The sequence below is a fragment of the Flavobacterium sp. genome, from assembly GCF_036741995.1.
Lineage (GTDB): Bacteria > Bacteroidota > Bacteroidia > Flavobacteriales > Flavobacteriaceae > Flavobacterium.
In genome coordinates, this window is record NZ_DAINRG010000005.1 from 27,703 (window position 1) to 53,629 (window position 25,927).

The 25,927-nt window shown below is 38.4% G+C and carries 23 protein-coding genes; 10 read left to right on the top strand and 13 right to left on the bottom strand.

Annotation, left to right across the window (positions count from 1 at the left end; all coding sequences use genetic code 11):
- Positions 1-19 precede the first annotated feature (19 nt).
- The gene (locus tag V7D82_RS03600) at positions 20-1,312 is read left to right on the top strand and encodes an aminopeptidase P family protein (RefSeq protein WP_333599606.1); all 1,293 of its coding nucleotides are present in this window, start codon (positions 20-22) and stop codon (positions 1,310-1,312) included.
- Between the two features lie 74 nt (positions 1,313-1,386).
- On the opposite strand, the gene V7D82_RS03605 is transcribed toward V7D82_RS03600, so the two are convergent.
- A complete protein-coding gene (locus tag V7D82_RS03605; RefSeq protein WP_333599607.1) occupies positions 1,387-1,779 on the bottom strand; it encodes a DUF1398 domain-containing protein in 393 nt (130 codons plus the stop codon).
- Between the two features lie 549 nt (positions 1,780-2,328).
- On the opposite strand from V7D82_RS03605, the gene V7D82_RS03610 reads away from it, so the two are divergent.
- Positions 2,329-3,114, top strand: a complete 786-nt coding sequence (locus V7D82_RS03610; RefSeq protein ID WP_333599608.1) for an alpha/beta fold hydrolase — start codon at positions 2,329-2,331, stop codon at positions 3,112-3,114.
- Here the strand turns inward: V7D82_RS03610 and V7D82_RS03615 are convergent.
- The 5 genes from V7D82_RS03615 to V7D82_RS03635 form a co-directional block, all read right to left on the bottom strand.
- Positions 3,111-5,870, bottom strand: a complete 2,760-nt coding sequence (locus V7D82_RS03615; RefSeq protein ID WP_333599609.1) for a PD-(D/E)XK nuclease family protein — start codon at positions 5,868-5,870, stop codon at positions 3,111-3,113. The two genes, V7D82_RS03610 and V7D82_RS03615, sit on opposite strands and share 4 nt — an antisense overlap.
- A gap of 64 nt (positions 5,871-5,934) precedes the next feature.
- Entirely contained in the window at positions 5,935-7,329 is a 1,395-nt protein-coding gene (locus V7D82_RS03620) for an OmpA family protein (protein ID WP_333599610.1), read from the bottom strand.
- A gap of 131 nt (positions 7,330-7,460) precedes the next feature.
- Complete coding sequence (gene kbl / locus V7D82_RS03625; protein ID WP_333599611.1) at positions 7,461-8,651, bottom strand: glycine C-acetyltransferase; 1,191 nt, start codon at positions 8,649-8,651, stop codon at positions 7,461-7,463.
- Between the two features lie 52 nt (positions 8,652-8,703).
- Entirely contained in the window at positions 8,704-11,838 is a 3,135-nt protein-coding gene (locus V7D82_RS03630) for a UvrD-helicase domain-containing protein (protein ID WP_333599612.1), read from the bottom strand.
- On the bottom strand, positions 11,838-12,359 hold the full coding sequence (locus V7D82_RS03635) for a GNAT family N-acetyltransferase (protein ID WP_333599613.1): 522 nt from the start codon (positions 12,357-12,359) through the stop codon (positions 11,838-11,840). The genes V7D82_RS03630 and V7D82_RS03635 overlap by 1 nt, the downstream gene beginning before the upstream one ends.
- A gap of 102 nt (positions 12,360-12,461) precedes the next feature.
- Between V7D82_RS03635 and V7D82_RS03640 the strand changes: the two genes are divergently transcribed.
- Positions 12,462-13,070, top strand: a complete 609-nt coding sequence (locus tag V7D82_RS03640) for a superoxide dismutase (protein WP_333599614.1) — start codon at positions 12,462-12,464, stop codon at positions 13,068-13,070.
- A 605-nt stretch (positions 13,071-13,675) separates the two neighbouring features.
- Here V7D82_RS03640 and V7D82_RS03645 read toward each other — a convergent pair.
- From V7D82_RS03645 to purN, 4 genes are all read right to left on the bottom strand, one after another.
- Positions 13,676-15,574 carry an amidophosphoribosyltransferase gene (locus V7D82_RS03645; RefSeq protein WP_333599615.1) on the bottom strand — a complete coding sequence of 633 codons (1,899 nt, stop codon included), beginning with the start codon at positions 15,572-15,574 and terminating at the stop codon, positions 13,676-13,678.
- Positions 15,575-15,661: 87 nt separating this feature from the next.
- Positions 15,662-16,588 carry a PfkB family carbohydrate kinase gene (locus V7D82_RS03650; protein ID WP_333599616.1) on the bottom strand — a complete coding sequence of 309 codons (927 nt, stop codon included), beginning with the start codon at positions 16,586-16,588 and terminating at the stop codon, positions 15,662-15,664.
- A gap of 86 nt (positions 16,589-16,674) precedes the next feature.
- Complete coding sequence (gene rnhA, locus V7D82_RS03655; RefSeq protein ID WP_333599617.1) at positions 16,675-17,154, bottom strand: ribonuclease HI; 480 nt, start codon at positions 17,152-17,154, stop codon at positions 16,675-16,677.
- A 1-nt stretch (position 17,155) separates the two neighbouring features.
- A complete protein-coding gene (gene purN / locus V7D82_RS03660) occupies positions 17,156-17,725 on the bottom strand; it encodes a phosphoribosylglycinamide formyltransferase (protein WP_333599618.1) in 570 nt (189 codons plus the stop codon).
- Between the two features lie 176 nt (positions 17,726-17,901).
- Between purN and V7D82_RS03665 the strand changes: the two genes are divergently transcribed.
- The 6 genes from V7D82_RS03665 (at position 17,902) to V7D82_RS03690 (ending at position 23,152) form a co-directional block, all read left to right on the top strand.
- Positions 17,902-18,138 carry an acyl carrier protein gene (locus V7D82_RS03665; RefSeq protein ID WP_007137004.1) on the top strand — a complete coding sequence of 79 codons (237 nt, stop codon included), beginning with the start codon at positions 17,902-17,904 and terminating at the stop codon, positions 18,136-18,138.
- A 178-nt stretch (positions 18,139-18,316) separates the two neighbouring features.
- Positions 18,317-19,570, top strand: a complete 1,254-nt coding sequence (fabF, locus tag V7D82_RS03670) for a beta-ketoacyl-ACP synthase II (protein ID WP_333599619.1) — start codon at positions 18,317-18,319, stop codon at positions 19,568-19,570.
- Positions 19,571-19,577: 7 nt separating this feature from the next.
- On the top strand, positions 19,578-20,318 hold the full coding sequence (gene rnc / locus V7D82_RS03675; protein WP_333599620.1) for a ribonuclease III: 741 nt from the start codon (positions 19,578-19,580) through the stop codon (positions 20,316-20,318).
- A gap of 113 nt (positions 20,319-20,431) precedes the next feature.
- On the top strand, positions 20,432-20,920 hold the full coding sequence (locus V7D82_RS03680; protein ID WP_333599621.1) for an IPExxxVDY family protein: 489 nt from the start codon (positions 20,432-20,434) through the stop codon (positions 20,918-20,920).
- A gap of 5 nt (positions 20,921-20,925) precedes the next feature.
- Positions 20,926-22,356, top strand: a complete 1,431-nt coding sequence (gene pyk, locus V7D82_RS03685) for a pyruvate kinase (RefSeq protein ID WP_333599622.1) — start codon at positions 20,926-20,928, stop codon at positions 22,354-22,356.
- A 103-nt stretch (positions 22,357-22,459) separates the two neighbouring features.
- On the top strand, positions 22,460-23,152 hold the full coding sequence (locus tag V7D82_RS03690) for a Bax inhibitor-1/YccA family protein (protein ID WP_333599623.1): 693 nt from the start codon (positions 22,460-22,462) through the stop codon (positions 23,150-23,152).
- A gap of 52 nt (positions 23,153-23,204) precedes the next feature.
- Here the strand turns inward: V7D82_RS03690 and dinB are convergent, their stop codons facing one another.
- Positions 23,205-24,287, bottom strand: a complete 1,083-nt coding sequence (dinB, locus tag V7D82_RS03695) for a DNA polymerase IV (RefSeq protein ID WP_333599624.1) — start codon at positions 24,285-24,287, stop codon at positions 23,205-23,207.
- Positions 24,288-24,327: 40 nt separating this feature from the next.
- Here dinB and V7D82_RS03700 point away from each other — a divergent pair, with 40 nt between their 5' ends.
- The gene (locus tag V7D82_RS03700) at positions 24,328-24,795 is read left to right on the top strand and encodes a CYTH domain-containing protein (RefSeq protein ID WP_333599625.1); all 468 of its coding nucleotides are present in this window, start codon (positions 24,328-24,330) and stop codon (positions 24,793-24,795) included.
- Between the two features lies 1 nt (position 24,796).
- On the opposite strand, the gene V7D82_RS03705 is transcribed toward V7D82_RS03700, so the two are convergent.
- Together V7D82_RS03705 and V7D82_RS03710 are read right to left on the bottom strand one after the other, a co-directional pair.
- Positions 24,797-25,351 carry a septal ring lytic transglycosylase RlpA family protein gene (locus tag V7D82_RS03705; protein ID WP_333599626.1) on the bottom strand — a complete coding sequence of 185 codons (555 nt, stop codon included), beginning with the start codon at positions 25,349-25,351 and terminating at the stop codon, positions 24,797-24,799.
- Positions 25,352-25,428: 77 nt separating this feature from the next.
- The gene (locus V7D82_RS03710; protein ID WP_333599627.1) at positions 25,429-25,857 is read right to left on the bottom strand and encodes a hypothetical protein; all 429 of its coding nucleotides are present in this window, start codon (positions 25,855-25,857) and stop codon (positions 25,429-25,431) included.
- Positions 25,858-25,927: the final 70 nt, after the last annotated feature.

Genomic DNA, 25,927 nt, shown 5'->3' on the forward strand with positions numbered 1-25,927 from the left:
ATAATCTAACAATCTAAACATGAAATACCATCAAATAGACCGTCAATTGTTTATCAAAAACAGAGCAAAATTCACGGCACAAATGAAACCGAACAGTGTGGCAGTGTTCAATTCCAATGATATTTATCCGGTGTCAGCCGATAGTTCATTGCCGTTTGAACAGCACCGCGATATCTTTTATTTAAGTGGAGTTGACCAGGAAGAAAGCATCTTATTGCTTTTCCCGGATGCGCCTTACGAGCATCTAAAAGAAATTCTTTTTCTGAAAGAAACCAACGAACATATTGCCATTTGGGAAGGCGAGAAGCTCACTAAAGACCGGGCTTTTGAAGTATCGGGCATCAAATCAGTAATTTGGTTGCAGGATTTTCACAAGACTTTGAAAGAAGTGATGGCTTACGCCGAAACAATGTATATCAATACGAATGAGCATTACCGAGCCTCAATAGAAACTGAAACCCGCGAAGCCCGCTTTGTGAAATGGTGGAAAGAAAACTATCCGGCACACAAAGTCGAAAAATCAAATCCTATTCTGCAACGCATCCGTTCCATCAAGGAAAGTGAAGAGCTCGATTTGATTCAGCAAGCCTGCAACATCACTGAAAAAGGCTATCGCAGAGTTTTGAATTTCGTTAAACCTAATGTGATGGAATATGAAATCGAAGCTGAGTTTGCTCACGAATTCCTAAGAAATCGTTCCAAAGGATTTGCTTATACACCCATTATCGCCTCAGGAAACAACGCCAATGTATTGCACTACATCGAAAACAACCAGCAATGCAAAGCCGGGGATTTGATATTGCTAGACGTTGGTGCTGAGTATGCCAATTATTCCAGCGACATGACGCGTATGGTTCCGGTTTCCGGACGTTTTTCAGACAGACAAAAAGAAGTTTATAATGCTGTGTTGCGTGTGAAAAACGAAGCTACTAAAATGTTGGTTCCTGGTACGCTTTGGAAACAATACCACGTTGAGGTAGGCAAAATCATGACTTCGGAATTGCTGGGTCTTGGTCTAATCGACAAAGTCGATGTACAAAACGAAAACCCGGATTGGCCGGCTTACAAAAAATATTTCATGCACGGAACCTCCCACCACATGGGACTCGATACCCATGATTACGGATTACTACACGAACCCATGCAAGCTAACATGGTTTTCACCGTAGAACCTGGGATTTACATTCCGGCAGAAGGTTTCGGAATTCGTATTGAAGATGATGTAGTAATTCAAGCCAAAGGCGAAGCGTTCAACTTAATGCGAAACATTCCGATTGAGGTGGAGGAGATTGAGAGTATTATGAATTCGTAATTAGTTTTCAGTCACAGTCACAGTTTACAGTATAAGCGACTCACGGAAGTGGGTCGTTTTTTTGTTCTACAAAACTAAACTGCCGGGATGGTTTCTACTAAAAGGGCATTCCCGTTTTTGTCATAGTAGGTGCAAGTCATTTTAGCCATCACCACAATCCACTTTTCTATCCCCGATTTAGCACAGTCCTGCAAAAAAGTCCCATAATCCGTATGACCTTGTTGGTGTGATTTTAAATCTAATTTGAATTGTTCAATATCGCTTTTATCCATTACTGTTAAGGTTGCTGTAAAACCTGTTGAAGCAATTTTAAAATCGTCTTCTCCATAATAATTAGTGTGATTATCAAAGACAAACGTTTCAAACGAAGTTACGCCAAGGGCAATAATATCCTGCATATAACGCGGAAAATCAGCACCACTTTTTACTTTGGAATGGGCTTCTTTAATTTGTGGAATGGTGAACATAATGGTTTAAAAATGATAATTTAAGCAAAGATAAAAGAAACAAGAAAAATATGATTCACCTTGGCAGGCCGTTTTGTAATTATGTCCTTAATTCAGGGCTATCTGTTATATTCAAATCCTTTCCTCAAATAGAAGAATTGCAATCTCAAAAGTTAAAAGACTTTTCAGGTAAAGAAAATAAACTACTCAGGGAATCTTTTTTGTCTTATCAGTACTGGGTTTTTATCTCATCCGGAACCATTTTTTAATTTCCGTACGGAAATGACTCAACTTCCGTACGGAAATGAGGTCATTTCTGTACAGCAATTATACAATTCCTGTACGGGAATTAAAAAATACTTCCTTATCATTTGATTTTATGGTACGCTTACAATCCTTTTTGGAACCGTATCATCTAAAAAAGCAATCCGGAACAGACACTATATACAAGTTTCGGAAAAGCAACAGTTACCTATGGGATGAGTGGAATGAGCAGCTTATTTATCAACAACCCTTCCTGCATTCATAGCGAAACACTATTTTTGACCCTGATAACTGCGACTGATAACTGTGACTAGACTACTCGTTTACAAAAACACTAAAATCTCTTATACCGACCAAGGCAAAGGCACGGCGGTAGTCTTGCTGCATGGTTTTTTGGAAAACAAAACGATGTGGGATGCTTATGTGGGGGTGCTTGCCAACAAATACCGCGTCATCACTATTGATTTATTGGGCCACGGCGAAACCGAATGTCTCGGTTATGTGCATGTGATGGAAGACCAGGCCGATATGGTGTATGCTTTGATGCTGTATTTAAAAATCAGGAAGATAGTGCTGGTGGGTCATTCTATGGGTGGTTATGTGGCTTTGGCTTTCGCTGAATTGTATCCGGATAATGTTAAAGGAATATTTCTTTTAAACTCAACTTCCCGGGCAGATAGTGCCGAACGGAAAATCAACCGCGATCGGGCTGTGGTTTGCGTGAAGCAGAACTACACTAGTTTCGTCAGCATGTCTATCGCTAATTTATTCAGCGAAGATAACCGGGAACGTTTAGCCGAAGACATTGAAAGAGTTAAGGAACAAGCTTTAAAAACACCGTTGCAAGGGATAGTCGCGGCGCTCGAAGGCATGAAAATCCGGAAAGACCGTGAAGTATTGTTGCATTTTGCACCTTATCCTATCCAATTGGTTTTGGGTAAAAAAGACGGCGTTTTGATTTATGAAGACAACATCGACCAAATTGAAGGCACGAAAGTAGAACTCACCACTTTCCCTGACGGACACATGTCGCACATAGAAAACGAAAAAGAATTGCTAAAAGTACTGACAGATTTCCTAAAGAAAGTTTAGTTGATTTTCTCTTCAAAAGGAATTTCGATATTCAGAATTTCTTGTAGTAAGATTACAATTTGTTCCAGATAGTTTTCCATAATTTCTGGCGTAATGCTTTCTGAAACCTCCTTGTCCTGCTTGAAATTAAACGGCAAAAATCCCGATTTTAAATTTTTAAACGAAATAATACCGGCTTCAATTTCACGGTCGTTGGCGTCTTTCTCAAACATAAAGGCATAAGCTAAAACCTGAATGATTTTGTCGTTTTTGATATCTTCTGTCAAACCATTCCAGTCTTTTAAAGTTACGCCTAGCTTATCCACTTTCCCCGTTTTATAATCAATGATTCTAATTTTTCCGTTGCGAAGTTCAATGCGATCCACATTCCCCTTAATCAATATCGGAAACGGCAGGCGGGCGTCTTCTAATACTCGCTCAAAGGTGGCTTCTAAAGCTATGATTTGTATTTCGTCACCGTTTTCCAAAGCTTCCAGTTCGAGTTTCAGAAAGTTCAGCACATTGCGTTTGGCCACCTCAAAAGCCAATAGGTTGCGGCCTTTTTTAATTTCTCCTTCTTTGTACACTTCTTTGAACTGTGCCAAAACTTCGGCATCAATTTTAGTAATGCAGCTTTTTAGGTCTTCCTTGGTTAAAAGTCTTCCGATAAACGGTTTGTACAATTCTTCCAAAGCGCCATGGATAATAGTTCCCAACGTATTGACTGCGATGTTCTCTTCTACTTCATCGGTTTCGGATATGCGCAGCACCCGCTGAAAATAAAACTGTATCGGATTGCGGATATAAGTCGTGAGTGAAGAAGGAGAGAAGCCCTTCTCGGCAATTTCGCGCAAGCGCAACAGGATGCTTTCTGTTTTTGGAACTACTATCGGTTGATGGGCAATGTTGGGCACATCGGGGTTGTAATAGTGAAAAGACAAGTGGTGGTTCGGTTGTTTTTCGACTTCCAGCTGGGTGATGAATCTACTTCTTTCGCCGGCATCAAAACCATCGCTATCAGAATTATAAATGAGATAAATATTTTTGGCTCGTTGCAGCAAATGATAGAAATGGTAGGTGTAAATAGCGTCTTTCTCTTTGTAGGTTGGCAAACCCAGTTCACGTTTCACATCATACGGAATAAAAGAATTCATGCTTTTGCCCGCCGGGAATTTGCCTTCGTTCACCGAAGTAATGATAACCGTTTCAAAATCGAGGACGCGACTTTCTAAAACACCCATGATTTGTAAGCCGGTTAGAGGCTCGCCTTCAAAAGAAACTTCTGCCACGTCAATGACTTGCTTGTAAATGGCGTATAGTGTTTTGATATCGTCAATGTTGCGATGTTCATCAAAATACGAAATCATTTTGTTGATGACTTTGAAGATTGAATACACAAAGGCGTTAGTGATTTTTTCTTCCACGTTTTCATAACTCAAATTGGCTTTAACCTTGAGTAAAATTTGGGACAGATTTTCAAGCACTGTCACGGAACTGCTGTTCCATTTTTGGAATAACGATTGAAACAATTCATTGCCTTCCGGATGCAGTTCTTCGAGTTTTTTATGGGTAAGGAATGAATAGTTGTTTTTGTTAATGCGAGTAACCAATGGATTGGCATTGACAAAAGGCTCAATCAGCGGATGCGTCAAAATATCGAGTACATCTTTGTAATAGAGCACATAATTAGCAGCATTTCTCGACAAGGCATTGGTGTGCATTTTGAATAATTTGGCAACAAGCAACTGCGCCGGATTGTTTTTGCTCGAAAACCCCATGGTGATATTCAAAGCAGTAACATTCGCCGGTAACGAATGTAAAACGGGAAGTAATAGGTTTTCTTCGCCAAGTACTAAAGCCACGTTTTGCAGATTAGAATTGGATTCGTTGGCGTGTTTTTCAATAATGCTTCCGGCAATTTTGGCTTGGCCGATAGCTTTTGATGTTGCAATGACTTGAATGTTTTTGGTCTCGGTAAAATCATTGACCATCCATTCGTAAGGATGGGTTTTATAGTAAATCCAATCCGATTTGAATTTGCGCTGAAATAAGCCGGCATCATGAAAGGAATCGTGGAGCAAGGTCTCATCAATGTCCCAATAAATTCGGGCTTTATCTAAAGCTAATAAATGCTGAATAATCTTTTCTTCGGCCTGATTGAGGGCATTGAAACCGGCAAATACAAATTGGTTGCTGTTGTTTTCGGAAAAATGATTCAAATTCTCCACGGCTTCGCGATAGATTAATCCTTGGTAGCCGACGCCTTTGTTAAGCAGATGTTGGTAAAGCGAATGGTAGTAATCCGGAAGTTTTTTCCAAAAGACTAAATAGTTTTCGATGAGTTCGGTTCTTTTGTTACTGTCAACAGCCCAATGCTCAATTTCCTTGATGTTTTCGAGGTATTTCAGCACATGGTTTGGATCTAACAGGTAGCGGTCAATTTCATTAAAATCCTGTAGTAATGTCTTGGCCCAATTGGCAAAGGTTTCAAAGGATTCCTGTTGGTCTTTTTCGGTTACCGAAAGATACACATCATAAAACTCAAAAAGGATTTCGACGCTGTCAATGGAACGAATGCCAGCCACATCTTGGACAAACTCTTCAATGCTAATGATTTCTGGGGCAAAAACATTAGTAGGGACTAACTTTTTTAGTTCTTCCAACAAGAAAACTTTGGCTCTTTTATTGGGAAGCACCACGACCAACTCTGAAAAGGAATCAGGATGATTTTTTAAAATTTCTTGGGCTAGTTGGTGAAGAAAAGTTGGTTTTGACATTGTATAAAAATAAAAAAAACGCCCCGAACTTCGGGGCGTTTTTAGAAAATATTTTGAGAAGAAATTATTTTACTAATTTCACTTCAACTCTTCTGTTGTTAGCTTTACCAGCTTTAGTTTTGTTAGTGTCGATTGGTTTAGATTCACCGAAACCAACTGAAGATAATCTTTCAGCAGCAACACCATTTTCAACTAGGTAGTTTTTAACAGCACTAGCTCTGTCTTCAGATAATTTTTGGTTAGCAGCATCTTTTCCATCGCTATCTGTGTGACCTTCGATGCTGAATTTAGAAGAAGGATATTCTTTTAAGATAGCAGCAATTGATTGTAACACTGGGTAAGTTTGTTGTTGGAAAGTAGCTTTACCTGAGTTGAATAAGATAGTTTTAGCGTAGTCATTTAATTTTTTAACTACTTCGTCAGATACTTCTGGACATCCATTATTAGCTACAGTACCTGCAACATCTGGACATTTGTCATCTTTATCTAAAACTTTATCACCATCTCTATCTGGCCAAGGACATCCACCATTTTCTTTTGGACCTTTAACGTCTGGACATTTGTCTGATTTATCAGTAATTCCATCACCGTCAGCATCAGGACATCCGCCTAATGATTTCAAACCAGCTACATCTGGACAAGCATCGTCTTTGTCAACAATTCCATCTCCGTCTGTATCAGGACAACCGTTGAATTCAACTGGACCAGCAATTTCTGGACAAGCATCATCTTTATCAGCAATTCCGTCGCCATCTGTATCAGGACAACCGTTGAATTGTTTTAAACCAGCAACTTCTGGACAAGCATCGTCTTTATCGTAGATTCCATCACCATCTGTATCTTTTCCTCCAAATTTGAAAGTAAGACCAGCAAAGTGTTGCATGTGAGATGGCATATCTTCACGTACATCTTCGAAAGATTGTTTGTAAGTTGAACGGATTGATAAACCAACAGTTTCAGTAAACCAATATGTTAATCCTAAACCTCCGTTTAATGTACCAGCGTGTAAATCTTCACCAATCCAAGTGTAACCTCCACCAATATGGATAGATGGGTCAATTTTTTTAGATTTGATTAAGCTCATCAAGCTATAGTTGATTACTCCATCAACTGCATAATAGTTTAAATCACCAGGATTTATTACTTCATAAGGACCTTCGCCAACTCTTGGAAGTACGTATCTGGTAATTTTGTTAACAGAACCAGTAACTCCGAAAGAGAAATTGCTACCAACGTACTTAGATACGTTAACGTAAGATACAGAAGGAAGAATGTTCCAGTTGTCTTTAGCATTAAAATACTGAGAGAACTGATCCTCTAATTTTGATGCAGCACTTACTCTTGTATCTACTGCGTTAACCCCAAACGAAATCGCCCAAGGATTGTTGCTGTCTTGAGCTTGTGAGCTGAAACCAGCTAACATTAGCATAACAACGAATAATTTGTTAAGATGTTTCATACTTAATTTGATTAGATTATAATAATTATAATGAAGCAAAAGTAATACGTATTAATATAATATCAAAATGTTATGGTTAAAATATGGAAATTATGTAATCATTTTGATAAATTTTGAAAGTTAACTACTGATTAAATAACATTTAACATCTTTCCAACCTCTGTAAAAGCAGCAATGGCTTTGTCAAGATGTTCTTTGGAGTGGGCAGCAGAGAGCTGAACTCTGATTCGGGCCTTGTCTTTAGGAACTACCGGATAAAAGAAGCCAATCACATAAATTCCTTTTTTTAACAACTCGTCTGCCATTACTTGCGATAATTTGGCATCATACAACATAACCGGTACAATAGCCGAATCACCATCAATGATATCAAGCCCTGCCGCTTTCATTCCGGCTTTGAAGTAATTGGTATTCCACTCCAGTTTATCTCTGAGGGTAGTGTCTTTTTCCAAAAGTTCAAAAACCTTGATAGAAGCGCCAACAATTGCCGGGGCTAAAGAGTTTGAAAACAAATAAGGGCGTGAACGCTGACGCAGGATTTCTATCACTTCTTTTTTGGCAGTAGTATAACCACCCATAGCACCACCCAATGCTTTTCCCAAAGTACCAGTGATGATATCCACTCTTCCCATAACGCCTTTGGCTTCCATAGTGCCTTTTCCGGTGGCGCCTATGAAACCGGCTGCGTGGCATTCGTCAACCATCACCAAAGCATCATATTTATCCGCTAAGTCGCAAATTTTATCCAATGGCGCTACCAATCCGTCCATAGAGAAAACTCCATCCGTAACGATTAGTTTGAAACGATGCCCGGCTTCAACGGCTTTTTTCAATTGGTTTTCCAAATCTTCCATATTGGAATTCTCATACCGATAACGAGCCGCTTTACACAAACGAACGCCATCAATAATGGAAGCATGGTTCAAACTGTCCGAAATAATACAGTCTTCTTCGCCCAATAACGGTTCGAAAACACCACCATTGGCATCAAAAGCGGCTGCATAAAGAATGGTATCTTCTGTTCCGTAGAAATGGGCGATTTTTTGTTCCAAGGTTTTATGAATATCCTGAGTACCACAAATGAAACGCACCGATGACATTCCGAAACCATGCGTATCTAAAGCATCTTTTGCCGCCTGAATCACTTCAGGATGTGATGATAACCCTAAATAATTATTAGCGCAAAAGTTCAAAACGGTTTTGCCGTTTACCGTAATTTCGGCGCCTTGTGGTGAAGTGATGATTCTTTCTCTTTTGAAAATACCGTTTTGTTCAATGGTATTCAATTCATTTTGTAGGTGTTGCTGAATTTTTCCGTACATGATTGTTATTTGTAGTTAAGTGTTTGTCAAAGTCTATTCTCCATTTTAGAGGTTACAAATTTACAATTTCAATTCCGTCTCCAATATAAACCAACGCTTTTTTAGTGACTTTAAAGCCCATTTTTTCAATGGCATTTTGGTAATTTTCTAATTGCAGGGTATATTTGGCTTGATGGGATCCGGTTTTGTAATCCAGTAAATAAATTTCTTTGTGGTTAATAATCATGCGGTCAGGTTTAACCAGGCCGCCCTCTTTTTGAATGATGGTTTTTTCATTTAAAACAGTGTGCTGACTGGAAAAAAACAGTTGTAAATCTTGATGATTGACAATTTCCTGTATCGTTTTTTCCACTGTTGAACGTTGCGAAGCCACAATCAATCCGTTTTCTATCGCTTTGATGAGTGCCAAATCAATATCGTCTTTGGTTTTGACAAAAGATAAAATTTCGTGTAAAATATTCCCGTATTCAATGGCTTTTTGCTGAGTGGTATTCCACATCAAACTTTCGCGCTGCGCAATTTTAATGCTCTTCGGATTCAGTGTTGCCGATAATTGCGGAATGGTTTCGGTCGCGTCTTGAAGTATTTTGCTATCGGAAAGTTTTTGGGCTTTGCCAAATTCATATTCCGTTTTGCTTTCTTCAAAACCTTTGTTTTCGAGAAATTGGATGAAAAAGGAAGACATGTTGTTGGGTAACGTTCCTGTTTTACCAATGTTCATAGCGGAAATGATGTACAATTGTTCTTCGGCACGGGTCAGCGCCACATACAACACATTGATGTTGTCCAGCAATTCTTCCTGTTTTTTTTGTTGGTAAACTACCGAAGCGTCTTCGCCATAGTCATCTACTTTGCTGTTTTTGTCGACTAAAGCTTTGGGCAAACCTACTTCTTCTTCATCGGCATTGAGCCACATTTTTTCGCGTGGCCCTTTGGTGTAATCTTCTTCTGCAAATGGGAAAATCACGACAGGAAACTCCAATCCTTTCGATTTATGAATGGTCATAATGCGCACCGCGTCATTGCCTTCCGGCGATGGGATGCTCAGTTTTTCGGAATTGTTGTCCCAATAATACAGGAAATCCGAAATCCCCGCTTGGTTTTTTATATCGCGCTCCAACACTATGTCCAAAAAGAACTGTACATAAGCGTTGCGTTTTGCCATGGGTATAACTTTGGCAATGATAATTTCGGCAGCTTCATACAACGATTTTTTTCGAATATGTTGAAATGAAAAATCGATATTAAATTCTGTTAACCATTGTTGAAAATCCGATTCGTTGCTTTGCTCCATACCTTGGGCAATGAAATCGTGAATCGCCAATGCCTCTTGCTGCGAAGCCAAATAGTAAAGAAAATTGGCTTTCGACTGTAAATCGTTGTTGTTTTTTAGATAACGCAAAACGTTCACGATGCCCTGCACTTCCGAAGAGGCGCCAAGCAACAAACTTTCCGAAGACAAAATCGGAATGCCGTTTTCGGTCAAATAATTGGCGACTTGTGTTCCGTGTGTTTTTTTCCGGGTCAGAATGACGATGTCTTTGTAACGGAATCCGTTTTGCTGCACTTGCAAAATCTTATGCAGCGTGGCTTGCAGATACAATCCGGTTTTGTCTAAACTATCCTCGTCAGTGGTTTCAATTTTCGGAATAAACGAAATGTTGACATAGCCGCCGGTTTTGGCATTGAATTGCTGATGGCTGTGGTTTTGGTACAAATCTTTATAATCTTCATTCGAAAATTGTCCCGATAAAAAGCCAAATAGTTGATTATTAAAATCAATGATTTCAGAATAACTGCGATAGTTGGTTCCTAGGGAAAACAGTTTCTTATCAGGATTAATAAACGGATTTTTGGTTTTGCTCAGTTCAATAAACTGCTCCGCTTTTCCACCACGCCAGCGGTAAATGGATTGTTTGGGATCGCCAACAATCATTAGCGAACCCCTTTCGCCACTCAAATCTTCGCTCGAAAGCGCATTATCAATCAACGGAATCAGGTTCTGCCACTGCATTTCGGAAGTGTCCTGAAATTCATCAATAAAAAAATGCTTGTATTTTTCGCCCAAACGCTCGTAAATAAAAGGCGCCGGTTGGTTTTGGATTTGTTCGTTTATCAGTTTGTTAAACTCAGCAATTGAAAGAATGTTTTGTTCTTTTTGGATTTTGGCCAACTCGTTGCTAACGGTATGCAACAACGAAAGCGGCGTAATGTTTTTTAAGAAAGCTTCATAGAAGTTTTTCTTTTCCAGTTTTTTATAAATCAAATCTAAAATATTCAAAAGACCCGGAATCAAACTTTCAATTATGGTTGAATCTCGTGCGTCTTTTTTTATTTTGATGTCTTCAATGGCTTTGAATCGATGGTTGTTGGCTCTGCTGTCATTAGTTCGGATAAATTCCAGATGCTTCGGGAAAGTGCCATAAGGAAAGGAATTCAGATCAACGCCATTGTTTTCGAGTATTACAAAAGCTTCCGTTGCCAAATCAACGGTTTCCGATTCCAGTTCTGCACAAAATTCCGAGAGTTTGTTTTTGATTTCAATAAATTCTGCGATGGTTTTATGGTGAAAATGCGCCACTTCTTCGCGATTGTTTTCATTCAAAATCAGCTTTCCGGTTTCCATAATGTCGCGCGACACATCCCAACTTTTATCATCATCGGTTTTCTCCATCGTATAATCCACGAGCAGATTAGTTAGTGTTTCATCTTCTCCGGCTTGCGCAATAATGGCATCGATGGCCTCGGTCAAAAGAGTTTCGGTATCCAATGACACTTCAAATGTAATGGGCAGCTTCAAATCGTGAGCAAACGCGCGAATGACTTTGTGGGTGAATTTATCAATGGTCGAAATGTTGAAAGCAGCGTAATTGTGAATCAGATTTTTGATGATGCTTTTGGCTTTTTGGGTAATAGTGGCCAATGACAATCCGGTTTCTACTTGAATATCCTGCATCAATTGCAGGGCTTTGTCCGAAGGATGTTCTTTGGCAAACTCCGACAAACTTTCCACCACACGGCTTTTCATTTCGTGTACCGCTTTGTTGGTAAACGTAATGGCAAGAATGTTGCGATACGCATCGGGTTTTTTGGATAGGAGAATAATTTTCAGGTATTCTTTTACCAAAGTATAGGTTTTGCCCGAACCGGCGGATGCGTCGTAAATGGAGAAAGCTGGTTTTTGCATTAGGGTTTGTTGATTAGGTAAACAAAATTCAACTTCGAGTCTTCGCCATAGTATTCGACTTCATATTCATCTACTTTCACTGCACCGATTTTTTCTATCGCTTTTTGCGAACGGATATTATAAGCACCAATGTGGAAGTAAACTTTATCTACGAACTGAAAAGCATACTCGAGCATCAGTTTTTTCAAAGCCTTGTTGTGTCCGCTGCCCCAAAATTTCCGCCCAATGAATGTATAGCCAATCAAAACGGAATTGTTCTTTTCGTCATAATCATAAAACCGACTGCTGCCCACCACTTCACCGTTTTGCTTGTCGCGAATTAGAAATGCGCCTTTGGACAGCATTGCGCCTTCAAAATAATTCTGAAAAACGTCGCGCTGATACCGCAATTTGTTCGGGTGCTGTTCCCAAACCAACGGATCGGAGGCCACAGCATACAATTCCTCAAAATCAGTTTCTTGAAGCGGAATCAATTGAATAAATTCATTTTGTAAATGGACAGGCTGAAGGTCAAACGGCATTATTGGTTTTATTTATGGTTTAATTAAGAAATAGAATTTCTTTTTACGAAGTTAAATGTATAAATTTGAATTCAATTTAATAATCACTAAAATAAAAATATCATGGCTTTCGAATTACCGCAATTGCCTTATGCATACGATGCATTAGAACCCCATATTGATGCCAGAACGATGGAAATTCATCATTCAAAACATCACAACGCTTACACCACCAATCTGAACGCCGCCGTTGAAGGAACAGATATGGAAGGAAAAACAATTGAAAACATTCTGATTAATCTCGATATGAAAAACGCTGCGGTTCGTAATAACGGTGGCGGCTTTTACAATCACAATTTATTCTGGAGAGTAATGGCTCCGAACGCTGGAGGTTTGCCAACAGGAGAGCTTCTGGAAGCTATCGAAAGAGATTTTAAATCGTTTGAAGAATTCAAAGCTTTATTTGCAAAAGCCGGGGCTACTCGTTTTGGTTCAGGTTGGGCTTGGCTTTGTGTACACAAAGGTGGAAAGCTGGAAGTATGTTCAACGCCAAATCAGGATAATCCGTTAATGCCGGATACTGGTTGTGGTGGCTTCCCAATTCTTGGTATGGATGTTTGGGAGCATGCTTACTACCTAAATTATCAAAACCGTCGTCCGGATTATATTGAAGCGTTCTTCAATGTAATCAACTGGACAGAAGTAGCCAGACTATACGCTACTGAAAAATAAAAACAATATATAATTTGTTCAGAAGAGACCGATTGTGAAAGCAATCGGTTTTTTTATTTGGAATTGGGATAAAAATAAACAGGCGGAATTGCTTCCACCTGTTTGCCCCAAATCTACCATAAACTTAACCTACTAAATACTATGGTAGGACAAAACTAAGGACAACCGTCTAAAAAACAAGAGTTTTTGTTAAAAATATATTGGGATGATAGGCAAATGAGAGTGTAAACTGCCTTTTTTTAATAATTTTAAGACTTTTGTGAAATAAAAAAGGTGAAAATTTCTTTTCACCCTTTTTGCCCCAAATCTACCATAAACTTAACCTACTAATGCTATGGTGATTCAAATGTATTGGTGTAACCCTTGTTAAAAAAATAAAATAGACAAACGGCAAGTATAATCGTTAAAGGTTTTTTGGCTGAAGTATTGAGGGTATAAAATAAAAAAGGTGAAAATTTCTTTTCACCCTTTTTGCCCCAAATCTACCATAAACTTAACCTACTAATGCTATGGTAAGGTCAAATGTAAGTACATTGATATTCAGCACACAAAAAATTTAGATGAACTGCATCAATAATCGTTTAACTTCAAAAAATGTTAAAATTTTAGTAAGCGCGAGCATCTTTTCCTTGATAAAAATTCATAAAGGCTTTGTTTACAACTCTATTTCCTCCGGGTGTTGGATAGTCTCCGGTAAAGTACCAATCCCCTAGATTTTTAGAACAGGCTTTGTGCAGATTTTCCACATTTTGGAAGATAATTTTAACGTCTGCCTTAATATCTTCAGAAGTTAGTAAATCAGCTATTTTATCTGATATCTCTTGGTCTGTAAAAGGATTGTATATTTCGGTAACATAGTTTATTACTTCTTTGTCTTTGAAATTGGCTTGCGCTTTACACTTGGTATAAACGTCATCTACAATATGATATAAATTGCGTTCTTTCAATAGAGCCAGTGCCGCTTGGAATGCTACCAATCCTTCCAGCTTGGCCATGTCAATCCCGTAACAATCCGGATAACGGATTTGAGGAGCTGAAGAAACCACCACTATGCGTTTCGGATTTAAGCGATCCATCATTTTGAGGATGCTTTTCTTAAGAGTAGTTCCTCTCACGATGCTATCGTCGATGATAACCAAATTGTCTTCCGGTTTAATCACACCATACGTTACGTCATAAACATGTGCCACCAAGTCATCCCGACTACTGTCCTCAGTTATAAAGGTTCTGAGTTTGGCATCTTTAATGGCAATTTTTTCGGTTCTGATTTTTACCGAAAGGATTTGTTCCAATTTTTCTTTGGTTAACGTTTTTCGGTTGTCAAGGATAAATTGATTTTTTCTGTGATTCAAAAAGTCATTCGCGGCTTCCACCATTCCGTAGAAAGAAGTTTCCGCCGTATTGGGGATATAAGAGAAAACGGTGTTGTCAGTATCATTGTCAATAGCATCCAATACAGCTGGTAAAATTAATTTCCCGAGCTCTTTTCGCTCCTGATAAATTTCGGCATCGCTGCCGCGGGAAAAGTAGATGCGTTCAAACGAACACGCTTTTTTTACTGTTGGCGTGATGATTTCTTCTTGCGAAATGATTCCGTTTTTCTTTACGATTAAAGCATGGCCGGGTTGTAATTCCTGTACTTTTTCAAACGGAACGTTAAAAACGGTTTGGATAACCGGTCGTTCTGAAGCCACTACTACAATTTCGTCATCTTCATAAAAATAAGCAGGACGGATTCCAGCGGGATCTCTGAAAACAAAAGCATCGCCATGACCCAACAAGCCTGCCATCGCATAACCGCCATCCCAACCTTTGGAGGCTTTTTTTAATATTTTGGCTAAATCTAATTTCTCGGCAATCACTGGTGAAGCTTCTCTTTTGGACAGACCGTTGTTTTTGCATTCCTGATACAAATCGGTTACTTCATCATCCAGGAAATGACCAATTTTTTCCATCACAGTTACAGTATCTGCCATTTCTTTGGGATGCTGTCCCAATTCGACTAAGCTATTGAAAAGCTCCGTAACATTTGTCATGTTGAAGTTTCCGGCAACGATGAGGTTTCGGTGCATCCAGTTGTTTTGACGCAAAAAAGGATGTACGCTTTCTAAACTGTTTTTGCCAAAAGTTCCGTAACGAACATGCCCCAGGAATAATTCACCGATGTATGGGATATTGTCTTTTTGCAATTGTACGTCTTCCTGGTATTCCGGATGCAGGCTCAGCTCTTCGTTGATTCTTTCATTGATTTGTGCAAAAATGTCCTGAATCGGTTGCGCTTTGTTCGAGCGTACTCGACTGATGTATCTTTCGCCGGGTTCTACATCAAATTTGATAGAAGCAAATCCGGCACCGTCTTGACCGCGGTTATGCTGCTTTTCCATTAGGAGATACATTTTTTGTACTCCGTAAAAAGCCGAATCGTATTTTTCTTTGTAAAAGGCTAACGGTTTTTTTAATCGTAAAAGGGCAATTCCACATTCGTGTTTAATGGCGTCGCTCATAGTAGTTGTTGTGTTGTTTCTGTTTGTAAGTTGTTTGTTTAGTGTTTTTTAGCATAAAAAAAGCCCCGAAAGTTTCGAGGCATAAATTTATTGTATTTCTATTTCAAATTGTGTTAAAGCTTTGAATTGTTTCAAGCGCTCCTGCACCTCTTCTTTTTTCAGGCTAGTCATTCTTTCGGTTCCGAATTTCTCTACACAGAAAGAAGCTAAGTTGGATCCTTGAATAATCGCGTTTTTCAAATTGTTAAATGAAATGTTTTCACTTTGCGCAATATAACCGGCAAAACCACCGGCAAATGTATCTCCGGCACCTGTTGGGTCAAATACTTCTTCTAGTGGTAAAGCAGGAGCAAAGAATACTTCTTTGTTATGGAACAACAACGCTCCGTGTTCTCCTTTTTTAATCACCACATATTTTGGTCCCATAGTGTGGATTTTTGCAGCCGCTTTTACCAATGAGTACTCGCCTGATAATTGACGGGCTTCTTCATCGTTAATCGTAATTACATCAACACGCTTGATAACGTCTAATAATTCCGGTAACGCACAATCCATCCAGAAGTTCATAGTGTCAAGCACTACTAATTTTGGTTTTTCAGTCATTTGATCTAAAACACCACTTTGTACAATAGGATGTAAGTTACCTAACATTACAACATCAGCATCTTTAAAATCTTGAGGAACCACAGGATTGAAATCGGCCAAAACATTTAGTTCGGTTGCCAAAGTGTCACGAGAGTTCAAATCGTTGTGGTATTTACCACTCCAAAAGAAAGTCTTTCCGCCTTTTACGATTTCTATTCCTGAAATATCAATATTTCTATCAGTTAATAAATCTAAGTAAGCCTGTGGGAAATCATCTCCAACCACCGATACGATTGCTGATTTTACATTAAAGTGTGAGGCAGATAAACCGATGAAGGTTCCGGCACCCCCTAATATTTTGTCTGTTTTTCCGAAAGGCGTTTCGATAGCATCAAATGCCACCGTTCCTACTATTAAAAGTTTGTTCATTATTTGCGATTCAAATTAAAGGCGCAAAGATAAGTTTTAAGTTTCAGAGTTGCAACACCGAAGTCTTAGTGCTAATTTGTAATGTTTTAGAGTAACTTTCCTTCTTCCTTTTCGTAAAAAGCATCAATCGAAAGTTTATTCAACCCCGAAGCATAAACAGCCAATTCATCGCATCTTTCGTTTTGCGGATGGTTGTTGTGACCTTTAATCCATTTGAAATCTACTTGGTGTTTGCGGTAAATTTTGAGGAAACGCATCCATAGGTCGGGATTCTTTTTGCCGGCAAAGTTTTTCTTTTCCCAACCGAAGACCCATTTTTTTTCCACAGCATCCACCACATATTTCGAATCGGAAACTACTAAAACCTTCATGTTCGGATTTTTTAGTTTTTCCAAACCTACGATTACCGCCAATAATTCCATTCGGTTGTTAGTGGTGTATCGAAAACCTTCGTAATATTCTTTTTTATAAGGTGTGCCAACTAATTCCATTACCACGCCATAACCGCCGTTCCCGGGATTTCCTTTAGCAGCGCCGTCGGTGTAGATGTGGACTTGGTGTGACATTTTAGGATTTAGGGTTTAGGATTTGTTCAATTACTTTTGGGAAAAATTCATGTTCCAGTTCGTGTACTTTAGCAGCAATTTCTTCAGGAGTTTGGCAGCTTTCTATGTTGACTGTTTGCTGTAAAATGAATTCGCCTTCATCATAATGTTCGTTTACATAATGAATGGTGATACCGGTTTCATGCTCTTTATTTTCCAAAATAGTTTTGTGTACGTTCATGCCATACATGCCTTTTCCACCATATTTTGGTAACAGTGCCGGATGAATGTTGATGATTTTGTTTGGATAGTGATGCACAATTTCTTCAGGCATTTTCCATAAAAAACCAGCCAATACAATCAAATCAGGTTGCAGTTCATTGATTTTTGCCAAAACAAAACCTTCGTTCAGTTCGGCTCGATTAAAAACTAATGTTGGAACATGATGCACTTGCGCTTTTTCTAAAACTTTGGCTTCCGGATTGTTGGAAAACACGCCAACGACAGCAACTTCGTTATTGTTTTTGAAGTACTGAATGATGTTTTCTACATTGGAACCCGCGCCTGAGGCGAAAAGCAAAATTTTTTTCATTGGGGAAAGCTGTTTGACAGCACAAAAAAAAGAATAATTACGCGAATTAAAACCATGATTATGTAAGATTTTGAAATTAATTTTTTAATTTCGTGAACACATTTAGTAACAAAAAGGTTGTTTTAAAATAAAGTTTTTTATTTTTGCCAACAATTAAAATTAAAAATTTAGAAATTATGTCAGACATTGCATCAAGAGTAAAAGCGATTATTGTAGACAAATTAGGCGTTGACGAAAACGAAGTTGTAACAGAAGCAAGCTTCACAAATGATTTAGGCGCTGATTCATTAGACACTGTTGAGCTTATTATGGAGTTCGAAAAAGAATTTGATATCCAAATTCCGGACGACCAAGCAGAAAACATTGCTACTGTAGGTCAAGCTATTTCTTACATCGAAGAAGCAAAAAAATAATAATAATTCACCCGTGAGAAATCCTATTTTTCACGGGGTTTTTATTATTTTTACTGAAAAGAGTAAAACAGATTGACATTCAATCTAAAAAATATTGAAATACCCTTGTCTCTTTAATGATTAACTTTGAAGAAAACATGGGTATTATTTGTTTAAATACAATTGTAAAAAAGACATTATGGCATTAAAGCGAGTTGTAGTAACAGGTTTAGGTGCGCTAACGCCCATTGGAAATTCCATCGAAGAATATTGGAATGCTCTCGTAAACGGGAAAAGTGGTGCTGCACCAATCACCTATTACGATACCGAAAAACATAAAACAAAATTTGCCTGCGAAGTCAAAAACTTCAACATCGAAGACTATATGGATCGTAAAGAATCCCGTAGAATGGACAAATTCGCTCAATATGCTATTGCAGCCAGCGAAGAAGCCATTAAAGATGCAGGAATTACCGATACCAATATTAACAAGCAAAGAGTAGGGGTTATTTGGGGTGCCGGAATTGGCGGTTTGGAAACTTTCCAGGAGGAAGTTATCAGTTATGCCAAAGGTGACGGAACACCAAGATTCAATCCGTTCTTTATCCCGAAAATGATTGCCGATATTGCTCCTGCACACATTTCAATGCGAAATGGATTCATGGGGCCTAACTATACCACGGTTTCAGCTTGTGCTTCTTCGGCCAATGCCCTGATTGATGCTTTCAATTACATTCGTTTAGGAATGTGTGATGTTATCATTTCAGGAGGTTCAGAAGCAGCCGTGACTATTGCCGGTATGGGCGGATTTAACTCAATGCAGGCATTATCTACCAGAAATGAGAGTCCGGAAACAGCGTCAAGACCTTTTGATGCTACCCGTGACGGATTTGTTTTAGGAGAAGGTGCCGGTGCCTTAGTTTTAGAAGAATACGAACATGCGAAAGCTCGTGGAGCCAAAATATATTGTGAAGTTGGCGGTGGCGGAATGTCATCAGATGCTTATCATTTAACTGCTCCCCATCCGGAAGGAATTGGTGTAATCGCTGTTATGGAAAACACCTTGCGCGATGCAGGAATGTTGCCAGATCAAGTAGACCATATCAATACCCACGGAACGTCAACGCCACTTGGTGATGTAGCCGAATTGAAAGCCATTAGTGCTGTTTTTGGTGTTCATGCTAAAAACATCAACATCAATTCAACTAAATCAATGACAGGTCACTTGCTTGGTGCTGCTGGTGCTATTGAAGCTATTGCTTCTATATTAGCTATGAAACATGGTATTGTTCCACCAACCATTAACCATACGGTTGTGGACGAAAACATTGATCCAAGCTTAAATTTAACATTGAACAAAGCTCAAAAAAGAGAGGTTAAAGTAGCTATGAGTAACACTTTCGGTTTCGGAGGTCATAACGCTTGCGTTTTATTCAAAAAATTAGAAGACTAAACTTTAGATGAGAATTCTAAAAAAAATATTTAAAAATTCCCGTTCAACTGAGGACGGGATTTTTTTTAAAGAGATTGAAAAAGTTATAGGTTTTAGGCCCCAAACGATAATCTACTACGAAAAAGCCTTCACCCATCGTTCAACCAACCGAATGGATTTGAAAGGTAATCCTATGAATTATGAGCGTCTCGAATTTCTTGGAGATGCCATGTTAAGTGCTGTAATTGCGGCACATTTGTATAACAAAGCTCCTGCCGGTGACGAAGGGTATTTGACCAAAATGCGTTCTAAAATTGTCAGCCGCGAACATTTAAACGAATTGGGAAGAGACCTAAACTTAATCCGATTTGTAGAAAGTAAAGTGCCCACACAACACTTTGGCGAAAACATTCACGGAAATATTTTTGAAGCTTTAGTGGGTGCCATTTTTTTGGATAAAGGCTACGATTTCTGTGAAAAATTTATCCAAAGAAGTGTTATTACTCCCTATGTTGACATTGAAAAATTAGAGGGTAAAGTCATCAGTTATAAAAGCTTACTGATTGAATGGTGTCAAAAAGAAAAAAAATCATTCCATTACGATGTCTTTGATGACAATGGCAATGACGGGCAAAAATATTTCGGTGTCAAACTGAGTATCGATGATAAAGTGGTGGCCAAAGCCAGGGCGACTTCCAAAAAGAAAGCAGAAGAAAAAGCATCCCAACGCGCTTATTTTGCATTTCAGGAAAAAATTAACAAAAAATAATATAGATTCTCAAAAAACTATAACGTTTTCGTTCATAAAATATCGTTAACTCAATCCCTTGGTAGTGATAATCTGTAACAGATATGCTATATTTACAACTTAAATTGCAAGATATGACCGTTCACAAATTGCATTTGGATGAGTTTGACGAGATAGATTATCAATTGATTGCTATTCATTCGCCTTTAGAGGATTATCGATTAGCGTATTACATCAATCAAAATCTGCCTATCAATCTTAAAAAGAGCAATTGTAACATTCATATCAGCAGTAAAGAAGGGGAAACCCAATTTACTAGATTTATTTTTGAAGATGACACTAAGGATATTTCCTGGAATTTAATTCAAAATCAAAACGCTGTTTTTGTTTCGTCGCAAACAGGTAATCAAGGCTTGTTTGCCGAAAGCAACACCAAATTTTCGACCAAAATCTATCTGATTCCGGAGTTTAAAAAAGTAGATTACTTTTTAAAAATAGAAAACGCCGAAGCCACAGTAGATGTGTTAAAAATTGCCAATTGTATCAAGAAAATCGACAGAGTAAGCACGGTTTACGCTGTAGAAGTAGAAAAAATAAAATCAAAAAATAATTTAATTTTTTAAGGATAATGCCAACAAGAAAAAAAACTAAAATTGTAGCCACACTGGGGCCTGCATGTAGTTCGAGAGAAGTGATTAAAAAAATGATTGATGCCGGAGTGAATGTGTTTCGTGTTAATTTCTCTCACGCCGATTATGAAGATGTAAAAGAAAGAATCGATATTATCAGAGGATTGAATGATGAATTTGGATATACCACGGCTATTTTAGCCGATTTACAAGGACCAAAACTCCGGGTAGGCGTAATGAAAGAAGACGTAGTGGTGAATCCCGGTGACATTATCACTTTCCAAACTGCTGAAGACGTTCCGGGAACTAAAGAACGTGTTTACATGAACTACAAAGAATTCCCGAGAGATGTAAATCCGGGAGAAAAAATTCTTTTGGATGACGGAAAATTAATGTTCGAAGCCCTAGAGACTAACGGAACTACTGAAGTGGTTTGTAAAGTAATTCAAGGCGGACCGTTAAAATCTAAAAAAGGAGTCAACCTGCCAAACACCAAAGTATCGTTACCGGCTTTGACCAAAAAAGATATTAAAGATGCTTTGTTTGCCATTGAGCAAAAAGTGGATTGGATTGCACTTTCATTCGTTAGAACACCAAAAGATTTAGAAGAATTACAGGATTTAATTGCCAAACATTCGGATTATAAAATTCCAATCGTAGCCAAAATCGAAAAACCGGAAGCCGTCGAAAACATTGATAAAATCGTGGCTTTTTGTGATGGTTTGATGGTAGCTCGTGGTGATCTTGGGGTAGAAATTCCGGCGCACGAAGTGCCTCTGATTCAAAAGAAATTAATCCACAGAGCCAAAACCGCCAGAATCCCGGTAATCGTAGCGACACAGATGATGGAAACGATGATTACGAGTTTAACGCCAACACGTGCTGAGGTAAATGACGTGGCCAACTCGGTGATGGATGGTGCTGATGCAGTGATGCTTTCCGGAGAAACTTCGGTGGGTAATTACCCGGTGGAGGTTATCGAAAAAATGACACAAATCATTGAAGCGGTTGAAGATTCTCCACTGATTATGGTGCCACAAAATCCGCCTCACGTTAGAACTAAGCGTTTTATCACCAAATCTATTTGTTATCACGCGGCTATTATGGCCAATGAAATAAAAGCCAAAGCTATTTCGACATTAACGAATAGTGGTTATACGGCTTTTCAAATTTCGGCCTGGAGACCCAAAGCACATATTTTGGTTTATACTTCCAACAAAAGAATTTTGACGCAGTTGAATCTGCTTTGGGGAGTGAATGCTTTTTATTATGACAAATTTGTTAGCACCGATGATACTGTTGGTGATGTAAACGAAATTGCCAAAGCTAACGGATACGTGAAAAAAGGCGACATGCTGATCAACTTAGCCGCTATGCCGGTTGCCGATAAAGGAATGGTAAACACTTTGCGTGTTTCTGAAATAGAATAAATTTTTTTAAACCATAGTATGGAATCCACTTAAAATTTTTAAGTGGATTTTTATTTTTACCAAAAAAAACATATTTTAGACAAAATTTTAAAACTCAGAACTTATGGATAATGAAAACATTTTAGTTTCAAGCGCTACTGATATTGAAAAAGCAACGTTTTATAAAAAAACCTATCAGCATTTAGCTTTAGCGATTTTAGCCTTTATAGTTGTTGAATCCGTTTTAGTCAAAACAGTACCCGTTGAAGTAATTCTATGGATGTTTAGCGGTAGATTTATTTGGTTGTTTATCATTGGATTGTTTTGGTTGGGCTCGGTATTATCTAATAAATTAGCGTATCATCCCTCAAGAGAGAAACAGTATTTAGGATTAGGATTGTATGTGATTTTAGAATCTATAATCTTTTTACCGATGATTTATATTGCCGCCGGTTATTCTGGTAGTAGCGATATATTGATGCAGGCAGCAATGACGACTTTGTTTATGTTCACGGGTTTAACGGCTGTCGTTTTCTTAACCAAGACCGATTTTTCCTTTTTAAGAACCATACTTATCGTTGGTGGATTCGTTTCTTTGGGAACAATTGTTGTTGGAGCCATTTTTGGTTTTAATCTTGGACTTTGGTTCTCTGTAGGAATGGTAGTCTTGGCTTCGATTAGTATCCTTTATCAAACCGATCAAATAAAAAACAAGTACGGAACACAACAATATGTTGGGGCTTCTTTACAACTTTTTGCTTCAGTAATGTTGTTATTCTGGTATATTTTAAGGATTTTGATGAGCAGAAGAAACTAATCATTCTTTTTATAAAAATAGTAAACCAGCTTTCGGGCTGGTTTTTTTATGACTAAAACTCAAATTTTAATTGCACTACCACTGTTTTCTTAATTTCGGTATTCAAGTTGTTTAACGAAATGCCAAGTAAGCGAACTGAATCTTTCATCCGTTCCTGAAACAGGAGCTCTTTGGCGACCTCTAAGAGCAATCCTTTGTCGGAAATGAAATAAGGCAGTGTTTTACTTCGCGTTTGTGTCGTAAAGTCGCTGTATTTGATTTTGAGTGTTACCGTTTTTCCGGAAATGTTATACTTCTTCAAGCGGTTTTCCAATTCGCCGGCAATACGTTCCAAACGTTCTATCATAAAAATCTCCGAAGTCAGGTTTTCGTTAAAGGTATGCTCGGCAGCGACTGATTTGGTAATGCGATTGGGCTTGACCGCGCTGTTGTGAATGCCGCGGACGATATTGTAAAAATGTAAGCCGCTTTTATTGAAATGCTCTTCCAGAAATTCTCTTGATTTTGATTTCAAATCCTTGCCGGTAAAAATACCCAGATGATACATTCTGTCGGTGGTTACTTTGCCGATGCCATAGAATTTTTTGATATCCAGGTTTTCTAAAAAGCTTTCCACTTCTTCCGGATTTACTGTTTTTTGCCCGTTGGGTTTGTTATAATCGCTGGCAATTTTGGCCACAAATTTATTCACCGAAATTCCGGCAGAAGCGGTCAAACCCACTTCCTCGAAAATTCGCTTTCTGATTTCCTGCGCAATCAGGGAAGCGCTGGGATTCCCTTTTTTGTTCTGCGTAACATCGAGATAAGCTTCGTCTAATGACAGAGGTTCCACTAAATCGGTGTAGTCATGAAATATCTTTCTAATCTTTTTCGAAATCTCTTTGTAGCGGTCAAATCGTGGGCGCACAAAAATCAACTCCGGGCAATTTCTCTTGGCCTGAATGCCGCTCATTGCGCTTCTTACACCGAATTTTCTAGCTTCATAACTAGCCGCCGAAACCACGCCGCGAATCTCACTACCGCCCACTGCCAATGGCTTTCCTTTTAATTCGGGATTGTCCATTTGCTCGACGGAAGCATAGAAAGCATCCATGTCAATGTGGATAATTTTTCGGTAAGCAATCGGTTCAGCCATATCACAAATTTATAGTATCTTTCGATAAAATTTGTGTCCGATGATAGAAATAGAACGAAAGTTTTTAGTCCTTTCGAATGATTTTACAAAAGAAGCTTTTTCCCAAAAAAGAATTGTGCAAGCGTATCTAAATTCCAATCCGGAACGAGCGGTTCGCATTAGAATTAAAGACGACAAAGGCTTTTTGACCATCAAAGGCAAAGGAAACGAAACTGGCACAACTAGGCTGGAATGGGAAACACAGATAGCCGTGACGGATGCTGAAAAACTACTAGCCATTTGCGAAAGCGGCATGATTGACAAAATCCGACACGAAATAAAAGTAGGGAATCACATCTACGAAGTGGACGTTTTTTCAGGCGAAAATGAAGGATTGATTATTGCCGAAATTGAGTTGCAATCCGAATTTGAAGCTTTTGAAAAACCGAGTTGGCTTGGGGAAGAAGTAACGAATGATGCTCGCTATTATAACGCTTACTTAAGCAACCATCCTTTTAAAAGCTGGTAGTTTACTTGTCTTCTACTTCTAGTTTTACAATAACTCCTCCTGTATTTTTATTGTCTACCAATTCCATAAAGGCTTTTTTGGTTAAATCAATTTCACGAACTTTTGAGAAAGGGCCACGGTCTGTAATTTCAACAATTACTGATTTACCATTGGCTTCATTCGTGACTCTTACTTTGGTTCCGAAAGGCAATTTTTTGTGCGCTGCGGTGTATTTTGTATTGTCAAATCGGGCGCCACTGGCGGTTTTTTTGCCGTGAAATTTTTGAGCATAATAGGAAGCGTGTGCATCTTTTTTGTAGAATTTGAACTTTAAATTCATCTCCGTTTTCACAGAATCTACCATTGGAAGAGTTTCGGCTGTTGGTTTGTTTTTCAGCGAATCTATTTTCGCAGCTGAGATTACTTTGGTTTTCTCCTTAGTTTCTTTTGGCGTAACTGTTTTTTCTTTGCTTTTTCCTTTGTTTTTTTCTTTTTGCTTTGGATGGATTGCCCATACATTGACGCAAAAAACAAGGGTTATAAAAGAAAAAATAAGGGTTGTTATTTTGGTATTCATAAATGAACTTTTTTTAGTTTAAAAGGTTTGGCAAAAACCATACCTTGATAAAAAAAGCCCTTTTCAGGACTTTATTTTTATTGTTTGAACCACAAATTCCACGGAATTCTGCTCATAATAAAAAGTAAACCTAAAGCATAGAAAACCGCAATACTGTTGAATTTTGCCTTACTGGTCTGTGCTTTTTTGTGTTTAGACCAGCCAATAGTTATCAGTGTAATGGCTATGATATTTACTAACGGATGTTCTAGTGAAGTGAGTCGTAAAGCGGCATCTTTCATTTGACCAAAAACGGCTGAACCAAGTGGAGAAACAAAATACAAGATTAATCCAACCAATAACTGTATATGAGTTGCAATTAAACCGAAGAGCGCAATCTTTCTGTCTTTGGCGGCAAATTCTCTTTTGGATGTCATTCCGATAAGTGAATTAATTATGGCGAAAACTAATAATGTCAGTGCTACATAAGCCCAACCGGAGTGGAATTTTTGAATAAAGTCGTACATGGTATTTTGTTTTGGAATAACAAATATAGAGAAAACGCACAAAAAAACCTCACGATGTGGTGAGGTTTTA

Excerpts from the sequence above, each read along its gene's own strand:
- V7D82_RS03600 (WP_333599606.1), top strand. The coding sequence starts at position 20 with ATGAAATACCATCAAATAGACCGTCAATTGTTTATCAAAAACAGAGCA.
- V7D82_RS03605 (WP_333599607.1), bottom strand. The coding sequence starts at position 1,779 with ATGTTCACCATTCCACAAATTAAAGAAGCCCATTCCAAAGTAAAAAGT.
- V7D82_RS03615 (WP_333599609.1), bottom strand. The coding sequence starts at position 5,870 with ATGTCAAAACCAACTTTTCTTCACCAACTAGCCCAAGAAATTTTAAAA.
- V7D82_RS03620 (WP_333599610.1), bottom strand. The coding sequence starts at position 7,329 with ATGAAACATCTTAACAAATTATTCGTTGTTATGCTAATGTTAGCTGGT.
- kbl (WP_333599611.1), bottom strand. The coding sequence starts at position 8,651 with ATGTACGGAAAAATTCAGCAACACCTACAAAATGAATTGAATACCATT.
- V7D82_RS03630 (WP_333599612.1), bottom strand. The coding sequence starts at position 11,838 with ATGCAAAAACCAGCTTTCTCCATTTACGACGCATCCGCCGGTTCGGGC.
- V7D82_RS03635 (WP_333599613.1), bottom strand. The coding sequence starts at position 12,359 with ATGCCGTTTGACCTTCAGCCTGTCCATTTACAAAATGAATTTATTCAA.
- V7D82_RS03640 (WP_333599614.1), top strand. The coding sequence starts at position 12,462 with ATGGCTTTCGAATTACCGCAATTGCCTTATGCATACGATGCATTAGAA.
- V7D82_RS03645 (WP_333599615.1), bottom strand. The coding sequence starts at position 15,574 with ATGAGCGACGCCATTAAACACGAATGTGGAATTGCCCTTTTACGATTA.
- V7D82_RS03650 (WP_333599616.1), bottom strand. The coding sequence starts at position 16,588 with ATGAACAAACTTTTAATAGTAGGAACGGTGGCATTTGATGCTATCGAA.
- rnhA (WP_333599617.1), bottom strand. The coding sequence starts at position 17,154 with ATGTCACACCAAGTCCACATCTACACCGACGGCGCTGCTAAAGGAAAT.
- purN (WP_333599618.1), bottom strand. The coding sequence starts at position 17,725 with ATGAAAAAAATTTTGCTTTTCGCCTCAGGCGCGGGTTCCAATGTAGAA.
- V7D82_RS03665 (WP_007137004.1), top strand. The coding sequence starts at position 17,902 with ATGTCAGACATTGCATCAAGAGTAAAAGCGATTATTGTAGACAAATTA.
- fabF (WP_333599619.1), top strand. The coding sequence starts at position 18,317 with ATGGCATTAAAGCGAGTTGTAGTAACAGGTTTAGGTGCGCTAACGCCC.
- rnc (WP_333599620.1), top strand. The coding sequence starts at position 19,578 with ATGAGAATTCTAAAAAAAATATTTAAAAATTCCCGTTCAACTGAGGAC.
- V7D82_RS03680 (WP_333599621.1), top strand. The coding sequence starts at position 20,432 with ATGACCGTTCACAAATTGCATTTGGATGAGTTTGACGAGATAGATTAT.
- pyk (WP_333599622.1), top strand. The coding sequence starts at position 20,926 with ATGCCAACAAGAAAAAAAACTAAAATTGTAGCCACACTGGGGCCTGCA.
- V7D82_RS03690 (WP_333599623.1), top strand. The coding sequence starts at position 22,460 with ATGGATAATGAAAACATTTTAGTTTCAAGCGCTACTGATATTGAAAAA.
- dinB (WP_333599624.1), bottom strand. The coding sequence starts at position 24,287 with ATGGCTGAACCGATTGCTTACCGAAAAATTATCCACATTGACATGGAT.
- V7D82_RS03700 (WP_333599625.1), top strand. The coding sequence starts at position 24,328 with ATGATAGAAATAGAACGAAAGTTTTTAGTCCTTTCGAATGATTTTACA.
- V7D82_RS03705 (WP_333599626.1), bottom strand. The coding sequence starts at position 25,351 with ATGAATACCAAAATAACAACCCTTATTTTTTCTTTTATAACCCTTGTT.
- V7D82_RS03710 (WP_333599627.1), bottom strand. The coding sequence starts at position 25,857 with ATGTACGACTTTATTCAAAAATTCCACTCCGGTTGGGCTTATGTAGCA.